The organism is Vibrio sinensis (assembly GCF_003605645.1).
Taxonomy (GTDB): Bacteria; Pseudomonadota; Gammaproteobacteria; order Enterobacterales; family Vibrionaceae; genus Vibrio; species Vibrio sinensis.
The window spans coordinates 96,106-111,495 of the sequence record NZ_QVMU01000014.1; the positions used below are offsets into that span (position 1 = coordinate 96,106).

14 protein-coding genes are annotated in these 15,390 nt (G+C 42.1%); 13 read left to right on the top strand and 1 reads right to left on the bottom strand.

Translation table 11 applies throughout. The features are described from left to right. The first annotated feature begins 67 nt into the window (after positions 1 to 67). Both DZ860_RS14810 and DZ860_RS14815 read left to right on the top strand, forming a co-directional pair. Positions 68 to 1,888, top strand: a complete 1,821-nt coding sequence (locus DZ860_RS14810) for an SUMF1/EgtB/PvdO family nonheme iron enzyme (protein ID WP_120032608.1) — start codon at positions 68 to 70, stop codon at positions 1,886 to 1,888. Between the two features lie 308 nt (positions 1,889 to 2,196). After that, entirely contained in the window at positions 2,197 to 2,919 is a 723-nt protein-coding gene (locus DZ860_RS14815; RefSeq protein WP_120032610.1) for a helix-turn-helix transcriptional regulator, read from the top strand. 64 nt (positions 2,920 to 2,983) lie between these two features. Here DZ860_RS14815 and pdxH read toward each other — a convergent pair whose 3' ends face one another. After that, on the bottom strand, positions 2,984 to 3,619 hold the full coding sequence (gene pdxH / locus DZ860_RS14820; protein WP_120032612.1) for a pyridoxamine 5'-phosphate oxidase: 636 nt from the start codon (positions 3,617 to 3,619) through the stop codon (positions 2,984 to 2,986). Positions 3,620 to 3,833: 214 nt separating this feature from the next. Here pdxH and DZ860_RS14825 point away from each other — a divergent pair, with 214 nt between their 5' ends. From DZ860_RS14825 to sstT, 11 genes are all read left to right on the top strand, one after another. After that, positions 3,834 to 5,225: an HlyD family type I secretion periplasmic adaptor subunit gene (locus tag DZ860_RS14825; protein ID WP_120032614.1), complete on the top strand. Its 1,392-nt coding sequence runs from the start codon at positions 3,834 to 3,836 to the stop codon at positions 5,223 to 5,225. A 61-nt stretch (positions 5,226 to 5,286) separates the two neighbouring features. Then, positions 5,287 to 5,952 (top strand): transglutaminase-like cysteine peptidase, encoded by a 666-nt coding sequence (locus DZ860_RS14830; protein ID WP_120032616.1) that lies wholly within the window; start codon positions 5,287 to 5,289, stop codon positions 5,950 to 5,952. Positions 5,953 to 5,957: 5 nt separating this feature from the next. After that, positions 5,958 to 7,868, top strand: a complete 1,911-nt coding sequence (locus DZ860_RS14835) for a bifunctional diguanylate cyclase/phosphodiesterase (protein WP_120032618.1) — start codon at positions 5,958 to 5,960, stop codon at positions 7,866 to 7,868. Positions 7,869 to 7,888: 20 nt separating this feature from the next. Then, positions 7,889 to 10,006, top strand: coding sequence for a type I secretion system permease/ATPase (locus DZ860_RS14840; protein ID WP_120032620.1), 2,118 nt, complete (start codon positions 7,889 to 7,891; stop codon positions 10,004 to 10,006). A 237-nt stretch (positions 10,007 to 10,243) separates the two neighbouring features. After that, positions 10,244 to 10,699, top strand: a complete 456-nt coding sequence (locus DZ860_RS14845) for a YgiW/YdeI family stress tolerance OB fold protein (protein ID WP_165862905.1) — start codon at positions 10,244 to 10,246, stop codon at positions 10,697 to 10,699. Between the two features lie 173 nt (positions 10,700 to 10,872). After that, entirely contained in the window at positions 10,873 to 11,529 is a 657-nt protein-coding gene (locus tag DZ860_RS14850; protein ID WP_120032624.1) for a DUF2057 family protein, read from the top strand. A 19-nt stretch (positions 11,530 to 11,548) separates the two neighbouring features. Further along, the gene (locus DZ860_RS14855; RefSeq protein WP_120032626.1) at positions 11,549 to 12,082 is read left to right on the top strand and encodes a GNAT family N-acetyltransferase; all 534 of its coding nucleotides are present in this window, start codon (positions 11,549 to 11,551) and stop codon (positions 12,080 to 12,082) included. A 99-nt stretch (positions 12,083 to 12,181) separates the two neighbouring features. Further along, positions 12,182 to 12,625, top strand: coding sequence for a hypothetical protein (locus tag DZ860_RS14860; RefSeq protein WP_165862906.1), 444 nt, complete (start codon positions 12,182 to 12,184; stop codon positions 12,623 to 12,625). After that, positions 12,622 to 13,221 (top strand): SCO family protein, encoded by a 600-nt coding sequence (locus tag DZ860_RS14865; RefSeq protein WP_120032630.1) that lies wholly within the window; start codon positions 12,622 to 12,624, stop codon positions 13,219 to 13,221. The genes DZ860_RS14860 and DZ860_RS14865 overlap by 4 nt, the downstream gene beginning before the upstream one ends. Continuing rightward, positions 13,211 to 13,657 (top strand): copper chaperone PCu(A)C, encoded by a 447-nt coding sequence (locus tag DZ860_RS14870; protein ID WP_120032632.1) that lies wholly within the window; start codon positions 13,211 to 13,213, stop codon positions 13,655 to 13,657. Before DZ860_RS14865 ends, DZ860_RS14870 begins: the two co-directional genes overlap by 11 nt. 340 nt (positions 13,658 to 13,997) lie before the next feature. Beyond that, positions 13,998 to 15,206, top strand: coding sequence for a serine/threonine transporter SstT (gene sstT, locus DZ860_RS14875; RefSeq protein ID WP_120032634.1), 1,209 nt, complete (start codon positions 13,998 to 14,000; stop codon positions 15,204 to 15,206). Positions 15,207 to 15,390 lie beyond the last annotated feature (184 nt).

The following is a 15,390-nucleotide window of genomic DNA, read 5'->3' on the forward strand; positions in this document are numbered from 1 at the left end:
TATCAAAACAGAATGGCGATTTTGCGCTCAATAACCATCAACACGAAGCTAAAATGTGAGACTACCTATGCGATCAATGATGCCAACTCTTTTGCTTGCACTATCTCCGACCATCCTATCAACAGGGGCCATCGCCGCCTCTAATTCAATCATTGAGATTGAAACGCAGCTCTCCTCTCAATATTCCGAGCAAAAGAGTGCCCAGTTTGATATTGATGCACAAGCCAATCTGATAGAACAGCAGGAAAACGTAGTAAAGCAACTAGCGCAAAGCGATCAATCGCTTCGTCAAGCTTTCAAGCAAGCTAAGAAATCACTCGAAGCCGACTATCAAAGAATGGTTAACGATCCTAGCGTTGATTTTTCAGTTAGCCAGTCGAACTATCAGCAAGCGTGGAACAAAGTAAAAGCAAATCAACTTGAGCAGCAAGATGCAAGCGTTCATCTTGAAGAGCTACAAACGGCATTCGTTGATAAAAAAGCCAAGTTAGCCACTATTGAACAAAACATTATTCAACTCGGTGACGATAAAAATCGAGCAAGAGTACAACGTCTTCGTCAAGAATTAGCCGGTACACACAAGCTTAGCGTCAGTTTTACCAATCAATGCCAAGCGACGATGACGCTTTCTAAATGTGATGAGCAAACCAAAGAACTGGCACTACAAAAAGCCGTTAGTGAATTCCAACAAGAGCTAATTGGTAGTACGACGGAAACCAATCTCATTAAACAAAATTTAAGCAAAACTGCGCTTAATATTCATGTGCTCGGTTACAACAACAAAGAGTCTGGTTTTTCTGATGGTGTTCGTTACAGAACACAAATGGATGTGGATCTTAAAACAAAAATCAGTGACAGCGCGGCATGTGAATTACTCAACGTAGACAAACGTTTGTGCTTTGCTCCAGGCACGACCTCAGGTGAGCAGTACACCAATGAAAAAGAGATGGCTTGGGTCACGTTGACCGTCCGCTCTAACTTGTACGATGACAAAGTAATGATCAATGGCGTTTCTTATGGCAGTACACCTGTCGAAGTCATGCTTCCTATTGGCCAACATTCTGTTGTCATAGAAAAAAATGGCTATCGCACCTTTAAGCAAGATGTCAAAGTCAAATCAGATCAAAGTGTCAATGCACAGCTTAAGCTTGTGGCAAATGCAACAAAAACAGGTGACAAGTTTGCAGATCGACTAACTAACGGTCAGTCAGCCCCCTCTTTGATTGCGATTACAAAAGGAAAATATTGGCTAGGTGAGCATGGTTCAGATGGTTATTCCCTTGATCATGCTTTCGCAATTGGTGCGACATTAGTTACGACGAAGCAGTTCAATACTTTTGTGAACGAAACGGGTTACAAAACTTACGCAGAACAAAATAAGCTGTGTAACACCATCCTTGACGGTGAAGTTACGGCACGGTTAAACCGAGACTGGCGTAATCCTGGGTTCGATCAAGGGGAAGACTTTCCAATCGTCTGTGTAACTCAACGTGATGCAATGGCGTACACACAATGGCTGAGCAAAGAAACCGGAGCTCACTATCGACTTCCAAGTGTTGAAGAGTGGGAAATTGCTGCACGAGCAGGCAGTCAAACTCAGTATTGGTGGGGCGATGATTTCGCAGATCATCAAGCGAATACCGGGTGGAGTAGTTCACCATGGTCAAATAAAAGCCCATCACCTGTAACTGCATTCAAAAATAACCGCTTAGGTGTTTATGATGCTGTTGGGAATGTGTGGCAGTGGACAAACAACCAAGAAAGCATTGCTAAAGGTGGCGCGTGGAACTATCCACCATCATTTGCTTCAGCCGATAGAGAACTTGCGGTTTCACCAACTGAAGCGGCAAATTACATTGGTTTTCGCGTTGTCAGAGAGATCCATTAAATTTCTCAATGCGGTGTCACAAAATGACGATCAAAAAAGGAGGGAATTCCCTCCTTTTTTTATTATACCGTCAGGTATAAAGTAACAATATATCTTAGTGCATAAACACTGAGATATTGTATCGAATGGTACACTCTATATCCCAACAGACCCTCGTGGGGATATAGAACCTCTTCTACACGTCGACAAGAAATTTTCTTGTATTTGCCAGATATCCAGTTGATATCTGGCATTTTTTTATTCCAGTAAATTATTGATAGAATACAAATCTAGTCACCTCTGGTATCATCATTAAGATAACTCATAGGATGCCCATGCAAAACATACCGTTAGAATCGCTTTACGCGCAACTACCGGGCTACTGGGGTTGTAAAAGCCTCGACTCACAATTTGTCTACGTAAATCCGGCCTATGCTCGCTTGATGGGTTTTATTAACACAGACGAGTGCATCGGTCTTTATGACTTCGACATGCCCGGCTCAACTGCCAAATTTGCCCAAGAATTTCGCCAACAAGATCGCTACGTAATTGAAAACAACTGTACGATTAAAGTATTGGACATTCATCCATACCCAGATGGCAATTGGCACACTCATATCTTTACTAAGACGCCTTGGCTAAATGAAGACGGCACCATTAAAGGGACAATTTTCTACGGCCAAGATTTAACAGATACTGCCATTCTAGAAGTGGGACACTGGGTATGTCGGGCTACGGGGCTGAATCGAGATAGCAAAGCGGCTTTACCCCAAAACTCTATCCAACTACCTGTCGAAAAGCTGACAAGTAGAGAGTCTGAAGTCTTATTCCTTTTGCTGTATGGTAAAAAGCCGACATACATAGCGGCAGCCATGAATATTTCCATCAAAACATTTGAAAGCTATGTGATGCGGTTAAGACATAAATTTAAAGCCCATAGCAAAGCTCAACTTATCGATATTGCATTAGACACTGGCTATGGTTCACGCATTCCAGAAACCTTACTGAAAACACAAATATCGGTCGTCCTTAATAACGAAAACGCCGCGTAATGCGGCGTTTTCGCTATATAATACTGTTGTTAATCAAGTGCTTATACAAATCAATCTACATAAACTATGGCGCAAGACGATCGATATTCCAAGTATCTGATGACTTAGAAAACAGAAAACGATCGTGCAAACGGTGTTCACCACCTTGCCAAAATTCAATGCTCTCAGGACGCACTCTAAAACCGCCCCAGAAACTTGGTACAGGTATCTCACCTTTTTCAAATTTCTGTTTTAGCTCTAAATATTTCCCCTCTAGAATACCACGCGCTGAAATTCGACTACTCTGCTTACTCGCGATAGCTGCTAACTGGCTCTCTTTTGGGCGAGAAGCAAAATATTTCATATTCTCAAATGTCGTCAACTTCTCTGCGACACCGGTAATATGCACTTGGCGTTCAAGAGGGTGCCAAGGAAAATGCAGGCTAATCTTTGCATTCTCTTCTATTTGCTGTGCTTTACGACTACCCAAGTTTGTATAGAATACAAAACCTTGTCTATCCACATGCTTTAATAACACAATACGTTGAAATGGCTGACCAGAGGCATCAACCGTTGCTACTGTCATTGCAGTAGGATCCGTTAGTTTTGCATCAACGGCTTGTTGTAACCAAATATTGAACTGATCAACCGGATCAGACGACAAATCTTTACGACGCAACCCACCTTTTGTGTACTCACGTCTAATTTCTTCAAGTTCCATACTATCTCCTCAATATTTTTACGATTGTGCGCCTATACTGTGCATAACTCAACCCACGGGTTGATGCGTCACATCACACTTACTAACGAGCTATTTGACGTATTAGAACAAAAACAACCCGATATAGTACAACGTTCTCATATCAAGTCCTTAACATTGAGCGTTAAACACCATAAAATCAGTAAAATATTGAATTTCATCATAGAGATAGTCCATGAATAAAAGTGGTTACGATAAGCTTAGTTCAACAGAATTAGACTATGTGGATGACAAAACGGCAGCCCTACTTCTTAACACGCCAAATAGTGCGCGCATTATGCTCTGGGTGATGGTTGCTTTCTTTGTCATATCCATCGTTTGGGCATCATGGGCAGAAATTGATAAAGTCACCGTCGGACAAGGAAAGGTCGTTCCCTCTTCGCAAGTCCAAATTGTTCAAAACTTAGAGGGTGGACTGGTTAAAGAAATTCTGGTCAGAGAGGGGCAAAAGGTCACTAAAGGTCAACAATTACTCTTAATTGATGACACTCGCTTTCGCTCTGATTTTCGAGAGCGAGAGCAACAAGTTGCAAACTTAATCGCTAGTGTCACACAACTTTCCTCTTCAATTTTAAGCGTCAAACTGCAAGAGAAGTTTGATACAAAAAATTGGCAAAAAAACGTAGAACTTGATTATAGCCAATTGGTATTTCCTGAGGGTTTTGCCGAGCAACGCCCTAAATTGGTCGCACGTCAAAAGGCTGAGTATCGCCAAGATTTAAATAACTTACGTAACCAAATATCGGTAATAGACCAGCAAGTAAAACAGAAACAACAAGATTTAGTCGAAGTTCAAGCTCGTGTAAAAAACCTCCGTGCAAGCTATAACTTTGCCCGTAAAGAACTAAATATCACTAAGCCACTGGCTGATGAGGGCGTCGTACCTAAAATTGAGTTGCTTAAGTTGCAGCGCCAAGTCAATGACACTCGTCGAGAGCTCACTTCGAGTGAACTTAAAGTTCCAATGCTTAAATCTTCCATTAGAGAATCAATGCTTAGCCGGATTGATGTGGCGCAAAAGTTTCTTTCTGAACAGCAAGAGAAGCTGAATGCAGCCCAAGATAAGCTCTCATCACTAACAGAATCAACGGTCGGCCTAGAAGATAGAGTAAATCGAACTGTCGTTATATCCCCTGTCACCGGAACCGTCAAAACACTGAACGTCAACACTGTCGGAGGTGTAATACAGCCAGGAATGGATATCGTTGAGATTGTACCAAGTGAAGATACCCTACTCGTTGAAGCGAAGATAGCGCCTCAAGATATTGCGTTTTTACGCCCAGACCTACCGACCATTGTAAAATTCAGCGCCTACAACTTTACCAAATATGGAGGTATGGATGGTGTTCTAGAACATATCAGTGCCGATACCACGACAGACGAAGAAGGCAATAGTTTTTATCTTGTTCGTGTGCGCACTAAGCAAACCAGTTTGCATCAAGATAAGTCTTTACCAATCATTCCGGGTATGACGGCAACTGTCGACATTATTACTGGTAAACGTACTGTGATGGAGTACCTATTAAAACCCATCTTAAGTGCCCAAACCAATGCGTTAAAGGAGTAGTATTGATGTCAAAGACCAACATCACTATTGCGCTGAATATCATTAAAAACTTGCGTGTGACATGAAGAAAATAGGGCTCATCGCACTGATTAGTGTCTCAGTTTCTGCCACTTCGTTTGCTTTAAATACACAAGAGCAACTGTGGGTAAAAGCCGTAACGATAACCTATGGAGAACGAGCCGGAACCCGTGTCACGACTTGGCGTACAGAAATGGCTAGCTATCGTCAATATTCCGAGCAAAAGAAGCTTGAAAAGGTCAATCAGTTTTTTAATCAGCTCAACTTTGTTAACGATAATATGCTTTGGGGAAAAAATGATTATTGGGCGACACCACTTGAATTTTTAGGCAGTAATGCTGGAGATTGTGAAGACTTCACTATTGCCAAATATTTCTCTTTGCTCGAGCTTGGAGTCTCGGATAAGAAACTACGGCTAGTGTATGTTAAAGCACTGACATTAAATCAATTTCACATGGTACTGGCCTACTACTCAACACCCAGTTCAGAGCCTGTGATCTTGGATAATATCGAACCCGTGATTAAGAAGTCATCGGCTCGTCGAGATTTATTACCGATCTACAGCTTCAATGGTAAAAATCTATGGCTGATGAAATCACGCAATGGACAACTGGCAGGAAAATCATCTCGACTAAGCCTTTGGAATGATCTTCGTGCTCGTGAAAAATCACTGAAACTCAATAAACCAATCGTCAATTACGATGAGTAAGCGCTATGACATTACATAAACAACTTGTCGCGGGCATGATTACGGTATTTTTACTGCTAATGATATCTGTCTTTATCATTGAATTTAATGCCACTCGCAACTTCTTAGAGCAGCAACAACGTTCTGAGGTCAACAATACTATTAATACGGTAGGCCTTGCCCTAGCTCCTTACTTGGAAAGTAAAGACAATGTCGCTGTCGAATCCGTTATTAATGCGTTGTTTGACGGAAGCAGCTATTCCACAGTTAAGCTTTCCTTTTTGGATAGCAATGATGAAATTATTCGCTCCTATCCCATTAAGCCCAACCACGTTCCGGATTGGTTCTTATCGTTAAATTTATTTGAACCGATACATGACCAACGGGTACTAACGAGCGGATGGATGCAACTTGCTGAAGTCGAAATCATTAGCCACCCAGGCGATGCCTATAGCCAACTTTGGTTGGCATTTGAACGTTTAGTCATCGCTTTCTGTCTTGTGCTCTTAATTGGTGTATTTGCTATTTCATTTATTCTTCAACGCGCATTGCGACCGCTCAATATGATTGTTGGGAAAATGGAGCAAGTGGCTAAGAATCAATTTGGTGAACCACTACCTAGACCTGCAACTAAGGATCTGATTTGTGTTGTAGATGGCATTAATAGCATGTCTGCACAAGTGGAAAAATCATTTAAAGCTCAAGCACAAGAAGCGCAGGTATTGCGTAAAAGTGCATATATTGATCCTGTATCACAACTCGGTAATCGAGCCTACTACATGAGCCAGCTTAACTCATGGTTAAGTGATGGAGGTTATGGTGGTGTCGCTATGCTAGAAGCGCACTTTATAAAAGAGCTCTACGATGACAAAGGATATGAGGTTGGTGACAACAAAGTCAGAGAACTGGCTGATCACCTCAGAACATCTTTGAACTCTCAAGAGATGATCCTGGCTCGGATATCAAAAGATGAATTTGCCTTTATTTTCCCTAATATGGATGACGCTGAGCTACAAATCTTATCGAGCAGCATTATTACCTATGTTCAGGATCTCAATGCCGACCCATTAGGTGTTGCCCATGCCGATGTCGCACTAGGTGTGATGCATAATGAATCTAATCGACCTATTTCCGATGTACTTGCGATTCTCGACAACGCATTGGCAAAAGCAAAAGCACACCCTGAGTTATCTTACAACTATATTTCAAGTGAACAATCTGAAAACTTGAAAGGCAAACAACAGTGGAAAGCCTTAGTCGAAGAAGCCATCAGTAATGATTGGGTCCATTTCCGAATGCAGTCAGCGAATAGTAGTGATGGGCAGACCTATCATAATGAGGTTTTCTCTGCCATTGAACATGGTGATGAACGTTTCGGTGCCAACCAATATCTGTTTGCTCTAGAACAACTAAATGCAACCCACATTTTTGACGAGTACGTCATTAAAACCATGATCGATAGATTGGAGAGCAACCCGCAAGAGGCACCTATAGCGATCAACATCAGTCAAAGCAGTATCTCGCAACCGAGCTTCATTCGTTGGGTAACTCAAATTTTAAATAGACACAAAGCTATCGTAGATAAGATTCATTTTGAAATACCAGAAAACTGCTTTATCAATAGTCCTCACCATACCGCTCTATTTTGTAATGCAGTTCGTGCTGCCGGTGCTGACTTTGGCGTCGATAACTATGGTCGAAACTTCCAGTCACTAGACTATATCAATGAATTCCGACCGGCATACGTTAAGTTGGATTATCTGTATACTCACCATTTAGATGACGAAAAACAGAAATTCACACTCACGTCGATTTCACGGACAGCGCATAATCTCGGTATTAAAACTATTGCTTCCCGTGTAGAGACTCAGACTCAACTTGATTTCTTATCTGAGCATTTTATCGAAGCTTTCCAAGGCTTCATTGTCGACAAATAATATTTTAAAGGTCTGATTGCATGCAGGATCCGCTACTAAATTCGCTTGTCTACGTTAGCCGTTATTATGGGTTAGCGAATTCACCAGAAGCGTTAATCAACGGCCTTCCCTTGTCAGATGGCAAGCTTACTCCATTTTTATTTCCTCGCTCAGCAGAGCGAGCTGGACTCGTTGCTAAAGAAAACCGCGCTGATATCATCAATATTTCAGAATTAATCCTCCCTGTAGTATTACTTCTTAAGGGAGGAGATGCGTGTGTTCTCAATAGTATCAACCAAGAAAATCAGGAAGCTGAAATCGTCACAGGTGAATCTGGACTCGTTCCTATTTCCATTCCATTAGATGAACTACAAGAACGATACATTGGTCGCTATTTTTTAGTCAAAAAACAATTTCGCTATGATGAACGATCGCCAGAAATACTAAAAACTAAAGAGGGTCATTGGTTTTGGGGAACCATTTGGCAATCAAAACGCATCTACCGTGATGTTTTAATCGCTTCTATTTTGATCAATTTATTTGCTATTGCCGCACCGATGTTTACTCGGCTGGTTTATGACAAGGTTGTTCCAAATTTAGCATTTGAAACCTTATGGGTGCTCGCCAGTGGTATTTTCGTCATCTTTATCTTCGATTTACTATTAAAGCTGATGAGAAGCTATTTCATAGATGTCGCAGGAAAAAAATCTGACATTTTGATTTCATCAAAATTATTTAGCAAAGTGTTAGGTATTCGAATGGAAGCTCGTCCTCCCTCTGTTGGGGCTTTTGCTCGTCATCTTCAAGAATTCGAATCTATTCGGGAATTTTTTACATCGGCAACCATTGGCTCGTTAATCGACTTGCCGTTTGCACTTTTATTCCTATTCCTTATTTGGTTAATGGCAGGAAACCTTGTTCTGGTACCTATTGTCGGCGTTTTGATTTTAGTGATCTATTCACTTTTAATTCAAGGTCCACTACGTCGAACGATTGAAGAAGGGTCTCGTCTTGCCTCGCAAAAATACGCCAACCTTATTGAGAGTTTAGCTGGGTTAGAAACCGTTAAACAGTTCGGTGCACAAAGCCAATTCCAATTTCGTTGGGAAGAAGCGGTTGCCCATATGGCAAACTGGAATATTAAAAGTCGAAGAATCACGGATGGCATCCAAAACACCGCCGGATTTGTTCAACAAGCTTCCAATGTCGGAATGATTATTTTTGGCGTTTATCTTATCGCCGAGGGTAACTTAACCATGGGTGGTCTCATCGCCGCAACTATGCTTAGCGGCAGAGCAATTGGTCCAATGGTACAGTTGTCACTGCTTTCGACACGTTACAACCAAGCCAAGTCATCTATGACGATTATTGAGCAAGTCATGGCAATGCCTGATGAGCAAGAAGAAGGAAAACGCTATATTCACCGACCGATAGTTCAAGGTAAAGTTGAATTAGATAAAGTGACATTCCACTATCCAGACTCACCAATAGCTTCAATACGGGATTTAAGTTTAACCATCAACCCTGGTGAAAAAGTGGCCATTATTGGTCGAATCGGTTCAGGCAAAACGACTCTTGAACGACTTATTCTGGGGCTGTTCAAACCGACTGAAGGCCATGTAAGAATCGATGATACTGACATTGAGCAACTTCATCATATCGATGTTCGTCGTAATATTGGCTGTGTTCCGCAAGATAACCATCTGTTCTATGGCTCTATTCGCGACAACATTACTTTAGGCAGACCTCTTGCTGATGATCGTGATGTGATGGATGCAGCCAACCGAGCGGGCGTAACCGTATTCACCCAGCAAGACCCAGCCGGATTAGAGCGTCAAGTCGGTGAGGGAGGACAACTGCTATCTGGAGGCCAACGACAAGCTGTTGCTATCGCTCGAGCACTGCTAGGACGTCCGCCAGTGCTTTTAATGGATGAACCCACCAGCGCGATGGACAATCGTTCAGAAATGCACATCAAGCAGCAATTAGCTCAGATGAAAGAAAGTGAAACGCTCATTTTGATCACCCACAAAACATCCATGCTCGATGTTGTTGATAGAGTCATTGTAATGGAAAAGGGTTGCATTATCGCCGACGGGCCAAAATCTGAGGTCCTCACGAGTCTGAAACAAGGAAAGGTGCGCGCAGTGAATAGCTAGTTCGATTCCAACAAGCGCTTCAACCATCTATTTTAATAAACTGCATTCTAATAGACAAAGCCAACCTCCGGGTTGGCTTTTTGCTGCTTTCTTCAGCTAAGTAAGATACTTCTTGGGTTGAGCGTTAATTCAAATCGCCATTAACTGAAAATGAATCAGCCCCTCATTCGACATTCAGTCTTGGTAAGTAAACTGTATAACATCAACGTTAATTCACAGACTGCCAAGGAAATCATTATGAACACTCAAAAAACAAACCGCTCGAACAAATCTCGTCAATTTAGCAATAAACAGAGAACCATCCTTACCACTTTACTCGGTTCAGCATTAATGTTTGGCGCAACCACATCTGCTTATGCGCATGACGATGACCGTGATGACGACCATAAAATGAAAAATAGCCAAGCCACTCTTCAATACTCAGGCCCTATAGAAACCATTTCAGTAGAAGAGCTCATTGCTAAAAATAACTGGCTAGACGATCAAGATGTCACTTTAGAGGGGCACATCATTCGTCAAGTCGGCAAACGTGATTTCATTTTTTCTGATGGTACTGGTGAAATCCAAGTTGAGTTACCAAAACACCTAACTGTTACCTTATCTGACAAAGATAAAGTTCGTATCAGTGGCGAATATGAATCTGATCTATTCGAAAGCAACACGTTAGATGTCGAATCTCTGCTTGTTTTATAATGCGGGTGAATCAAAGAGAAGCGAATCGCTTCTCTTTACCAATCATTAATTGATCGTTGTAGTCCATTATCCCAATAGTGATAGAAATTCATCCTCTATTCACTGCTCCGTATTGAAATCATCACGGTGGCGAGGCAAGCTAACAGGACGATAATTACCTGTTAAGGGACAAAATGAAAAAGACAATCCAATTGCTCGCCGCGCTAACGCTTCTGAATTCAGCTTCTGCACTCGCTGACGTCACGCTTAACATCCCAGATAACGTTGAACTGCTTGTTGCTAATCAAGCGCGACCGCATATTTCTGGGGGCTTTTTCTCTTCCGAGCGACACATCATTTTACCTGACGGCGAAAACCAAATTGTTTTCCGTTACAATCCTTATTTCACCCAAGGTAGCGACCGCAATGTCGTCGAGGGTGATGCAATTTTGGCAACGTTCAGTGCTGATAACCAAACAGTTAATTTTGACCTTCCAAAATATAAAAGCGAACAAGATGCCCAAAAGCGCATCCATGGTATGGAATGGCAATTAGTCACAGAAGAAAACCAGTCTATCGAAGTAAAACAAGCGGTATTGGTCAAAGAGGGGCTTCAAATTGGCCGTGACTACGTCCGTGAAGCGGATGATTATAATCGTACTGGTGGCGTAGCCGCTTTAACCACCGCGATGCTAACCTCTGCTAACCAAACCACCCAACAAGGTAGTCAGCATATCAATAAAACGACTAACGCTGTTGATGCGACAACTGCCGAAGAAATGCTTCATTTCTGGTATAACAAAGCAGATGCAAAAACCAAAGCGCGTTTCAAAGACTTCGTAAATCAATAATACAATAGGTGTTTTGATCATGTTTACATCGACAGTGGATGATGAAATTCAGTTAGCGCTAGTTCAGGATAGTTTTGCTATTAATTACGCTACGCTGGTTCAAACTCAGCTGGATTATTTATCCCAGTGGCTTGCTTGGCCGCCTTATTGCCAATCAGAACAAGCTTTCACATCGTTTATTCAGAGTGCCTTACATGAATACGCTGAGGGTAAATCTTTCACTTGTGCAATTCTTTTCAATGGTGTCATTGTCGGAAATTGTAGCCTCAATAATATCAATCGTTCATTGCAACGTGCTGATATCGGCTACTGGCTTTCTCAAGACTACCAAGGAAAAGGCATTGTCACACGTTCAGTGCAAGCATTGATCAAAATAGCGTTTAACGATTTAGACTTAGAAAAAGTACAGCTCTCTGCTGCCGTTGAAAATCATTCAAGCAGACGGGTGGCAGAGCGGTTGGGGATGGTTCTCGAGGGTATTATTACACGCAACGAGAAAGTGGGTGACAGAGTTCTAAATCACGCCATCTATGCGTTATCCCGATGTAAATAAAAAAGATTCATTTCGTTAATTTTGACCATTAACACAGATTCATCTTCAAACTCATTGATTAAACATCGATCATGCTAGGATTGGTGTTTAATCATCCAAATGAGTTTCCACTTTATGCCACCGTTCGCTAAGCCTCTCTTACTATTACTTGCTGTACTACTGGGGTTCTTCGCTAGTGATATCTATCGTTGGTTGACTGCACCTCCTCAAACTATTGTACTGGATGACTATTGTCAGGTATCCAAGCAAGGCTGCAAAAGTGGTGAGGTTATTGTAAAACTCTCAGGTGAACATGCCCAACCTCTTGTTCCGACTACACTTAACGTAGAATGGCCCAACGCTAACAGTGAAACCTTAATCCTAACGCTTCAAGGGTATGAAATGGATATGGGCACGGTAAAATTTAAAATCGACAAACTCAATGACAACCAATATCAAACCGACATTATCTTGCCCGTCTGCCGGATGGAGACAATGACATGGGTTGGTGAACTCACCGATGGAACAACGACCATCAATACCTTAATAAGGATGGCACGATGAACACCAAGTGGATATTCACTCTCGCGATTGCTTTTGGCCTCGGTTTTGCCGTAAACACTTATCTAGACCGTTCATCATCAACTGACAGCTCACAAAGTGTGGTGGGTGCATTAAAAGGGAAAGACAATCAGCAAGTCAATCTGTATGACCCAGAAGACCCTCGTATAAGAGTGGTATACTTTGGTTTTACACGCTGCCCTGATGTCTGTCCTACATCTCTAGCAATGCTCGCAGGGGCACTAAACCAGCTTAATGAAAGTGACAAAAGCAAGCTTCGCCCAATTTTTATTTCTCTCGATCCAGAACGCGACGCGGCGACAGATTCTCACCAATATGCTCAATACTTCCATCCTATGATTGAGGGATTATCGGCCCCTTTAGAAGTCACACAACCACTAGCTCACCGCTATGGCGTCATTTTTCGCAAAACTGAACTAGAAAACTCAGAACTAAAATACACCTTAGACCACAGTTCTTACTTTTATTTTTTACAACCTGATGGCACCTTGATTACCAAAGTCCCTCACACTCTTAGTCCTGCCCCCTTGGTAGAGGCCATACAATCTCTCAATAAAGGAATATTGAATGAAAATTAAAACTCTCGTTCTTTCTACATTACTGTGTAGCTCTTTCGCACAAGCAAGCAGTGACATCATGACTCATCACGCCTATGCCCGTGCCACACCACCAAATGCACCAACGAGTGCGGTGTTTGTTACATTAATGAATAAAGGGGCAGAGGATCGTATTATTATTTCAGCAACAACACCTGCGGCTGGCAATGTTGAACTTCATGACGTTTTAAAAGACGGTGATGTTATGAAAATGCGCCAAATCGAAACTATCGATATACCTGCAAATGGTCAAGTCGAGCTAAAACCAGGCAGTTTTCATATAATGCTATTTGATTTGAAGAAACCTTTTGTTGATGGAGACTCTATCGACGTTGAGCTGACATTTAAAAATGGTGAAAAACAAACATTCAATGCGCCAATCAAAAAAGTCATGGCTGGGATGAAACATCACCACTAGAGCACATAGACTAAAAAATGCTTAGTCGGTAAGACACTCGCTCTCTTAAAAAAGGAAGTAACTAGAACATATTAAAGGGCACTTACCCTTTAATATGTTGCATGTTAACAATTCAACAACATTTAACGCACGATATCCTCAAGTAATTAATCCCTTCCTCTACAATTCAATTATTCCTAGACACAATCTGTCAGCGCGTTAGTATGGTGAGATCAGTCACAGATACTGATGCAGTTCTACCTTTATCACTACATCCAACTTTGTTACGTTGGTGATGTATCAAAGAGTAAAATTGGAACCATTAATAAAACTTATAAATCGCTTAATTGCAGGGATTACTATGCAACACAACTCTCTTATTGGTCGTATCGCACGCGGCAATTTGGTGTTACAAATCTTAGCCGGTATCGTTCTCGGTGTAGGTTTAGCCATACTTGCGCCAGAGTACGCTCAAGGTGCTGAACTATTCGGTAGCCTATTTGTTGGTGCACTTAAGGCCGTCGCGCCTATCTTAGTGTTTATTTTGGTCGCGGCATCTATCGCCAACCAGAAGAAGAACCAGCATACCTACATGCGCCCTATTGTCGTACTGTATCTATTCGGTACCTTTACAGCCGCACTTACTGCGGTCGTGATGAGCTTCCTGTTCCCAACCCATTTAACTCTCGTTTCTGGAGCAGAAGGTGTTACCCCACCCCAAGGAATTAGCGAAGTATTACATACCTTACTATTTCAATTGGTCGATAATCCAGTCAGCGCGTTAATGCACGCTAACTATATCGGTATTCTTGCGTGGGCTATTGCTCTTGGTCTGGCTCTTCATCACGCGTCTGCGACAACGAAAGCGGTCTTCGAAGATTTAAGCCATGGCGTCTCTCAAATCGTCCGTTTTATCATCCGATTAGCGCCAATTGGTATTTTTGGATTGGTTGCTTCTACGCTTGCTACCATAGGTTTTAGCGCGTTAGCAGGTTACCTACACCTATTAGCTGTATTATTAGGTGCTATGGCAATTATCGCTTTAGTCGTTAATCCAATCATTGTTTGGGTTAAAACACGCGAGAACCCATATCCACTTGTTTTCCAATGCCTACGCGAAAGCGGCGTAACGGCATTCTTTACTCGCTCAAGTGCTGCAAATATTCCTGTAAATATGGCTCTGTGTGAAAAATTAAAGCTAGACGAAGATACTTATTCAGTTTCTATTCCTCTCGGTGCAACCATTAACATGGCAGGTGCAGCGATTACCATTACCATACTGACCTTGGCGGCAGTACATACCATGGCTATCGAGATCGATCTACTTACGGCTTTGCTATTAAGCATCGTCGCTGCAGTATCAGCGTGCGGCGCATCGGGTGTTGCGGGTGGTTCACTACTACTTATTCCATTAGCTTGTAGCTTATTTGGCATTCCTGACGAGATAGCAATGCAAGTGGTCGCTGTTGGCTTTATCATCGGCGTCGTTCAAGATTCAGCAGAAACAGCTCTAAATAGTTCAACCGATGTTGTATTTACTGCTGCTGTATGTAAATCAGTACATAAGTAAAGTTGTCGTCAAACAGCAAAAAAGCCTCGCATATGCGTAATGCCACTCGCTTAAGAGCGAGTGGCATTTTTATCTCTAGAGCGTGAGGGGTATTTTTGCGCTTTTTTTAGCACAGCTCTGGGGTAAGGCTTTCTTTTTCTCTTTTTAGGAAGTATTAGCCGTTTGCCATTGTCCCTCAACTCTT

What these genes read in the sequence shown, in the direction of transcription:
- DZ860_RS14810 (WP_120032608.1), top strand. Translation starts at nt 68, where the DNA reads ATGCGATCAATGATGCCAACTCTTTTGCTTGCACTATCTCCGACCATC.
- DZ860_RS14815 (WP_120032610.1), top strand. Translation starts at nt 2,197, where the DNA reads ATGCCCATGCAAAACATACCGTTAGAATCGCTTTACGCGCAACTACCG.
- pdxH (WP_120032612.1), bottom strand. Translation starts at nt 3,619, where the DNA reads ATGGAACTTGAAGAAATTAGACGTGAGTACACAAAAGGTGGGTTGCGT.
- DZ860_RS14825 (WP_120032614.1), top strand. Translation starts at nt 3,834, where the DNA reads ATGAATAAAAGTGGTTACGATAAGCTTAGTTCAACAGAATTAGACTAT.
- DZ860_RS14830 (WP_120032616.1), top strand. Translation starts at nt 5,287, where the DNA reads ATGAAGAAAATAGGGCTCATCGCACTGATTAGTGTCTCAGTTTCTGCC.
- DZ860_RS14835 (WP_120032618.1), top strand. Translation starts at nt 5,958, where the DNA reads ATGACATTACATAAACAACTTGTCGCGGGCATGATTACGGTATTTTTA.
- DZ860_RS14840 (WP_120032620.1), top strand. Translation starts at nt 7,889, where the DNA reads ATGCAGGATCCGCTACTAAATTCGCTTGTCTACGTTAGCCGTTATTAT.
- DZ860_RS14845 (WP_165862905.1), top strand. Translation starts at nt 10,244, where the DNA reads ATGAACACTCAAAAAACAAACCGCTCGAACAAATCTCGTCAATTTAGC.
- DZ860_RS14850 (WP_120032624.1), top strand. Translation starts at nt 10,873, where the DNA reads ATGAAAAAGACAATCCAATTGCTCGCCGCGCTAACGCTTCTGAATTCA.
- DZ860_RS14855 (WP_120032626.1), top strand. Translation starts at nt 11,549, where the DNA reads ATGTTTACATCGACAGTGGATGATGAAATTCAGTTAGCGCTAGTTCAG.
- DZ860_RS14860 (WP_165862906.1), top strand. Translation starts at nt 12,182, where the DNA reads ATGAGTTTCCACTTTATGCCACCGTTCGCTAAGCCTCTCTTACTATTA.
- DZ860_RS14865 (WP_120032630.1), top strand. Translation starts at nt 12,622, where the DNA reads ATGAACACCAAGTGGATATTCACTCTCGCGATTGCTTTTGGCCTCGGT.
- DZ860_RS14870 (WP_120032632.1), top strand. Translation starts at nt 13,211, where the DNA reads ATGAAAATTAAAACTCTCGTTCTTTCTACATTACTGTGTAGCTCTTTC.
- sstT (WP_120032634.1), top strand. Translation starts at nt 13,998, where the DNA reads ATGCAACACAACTCTCTTATTGGTCGTATCGCACGCGGCAATTTGGTG.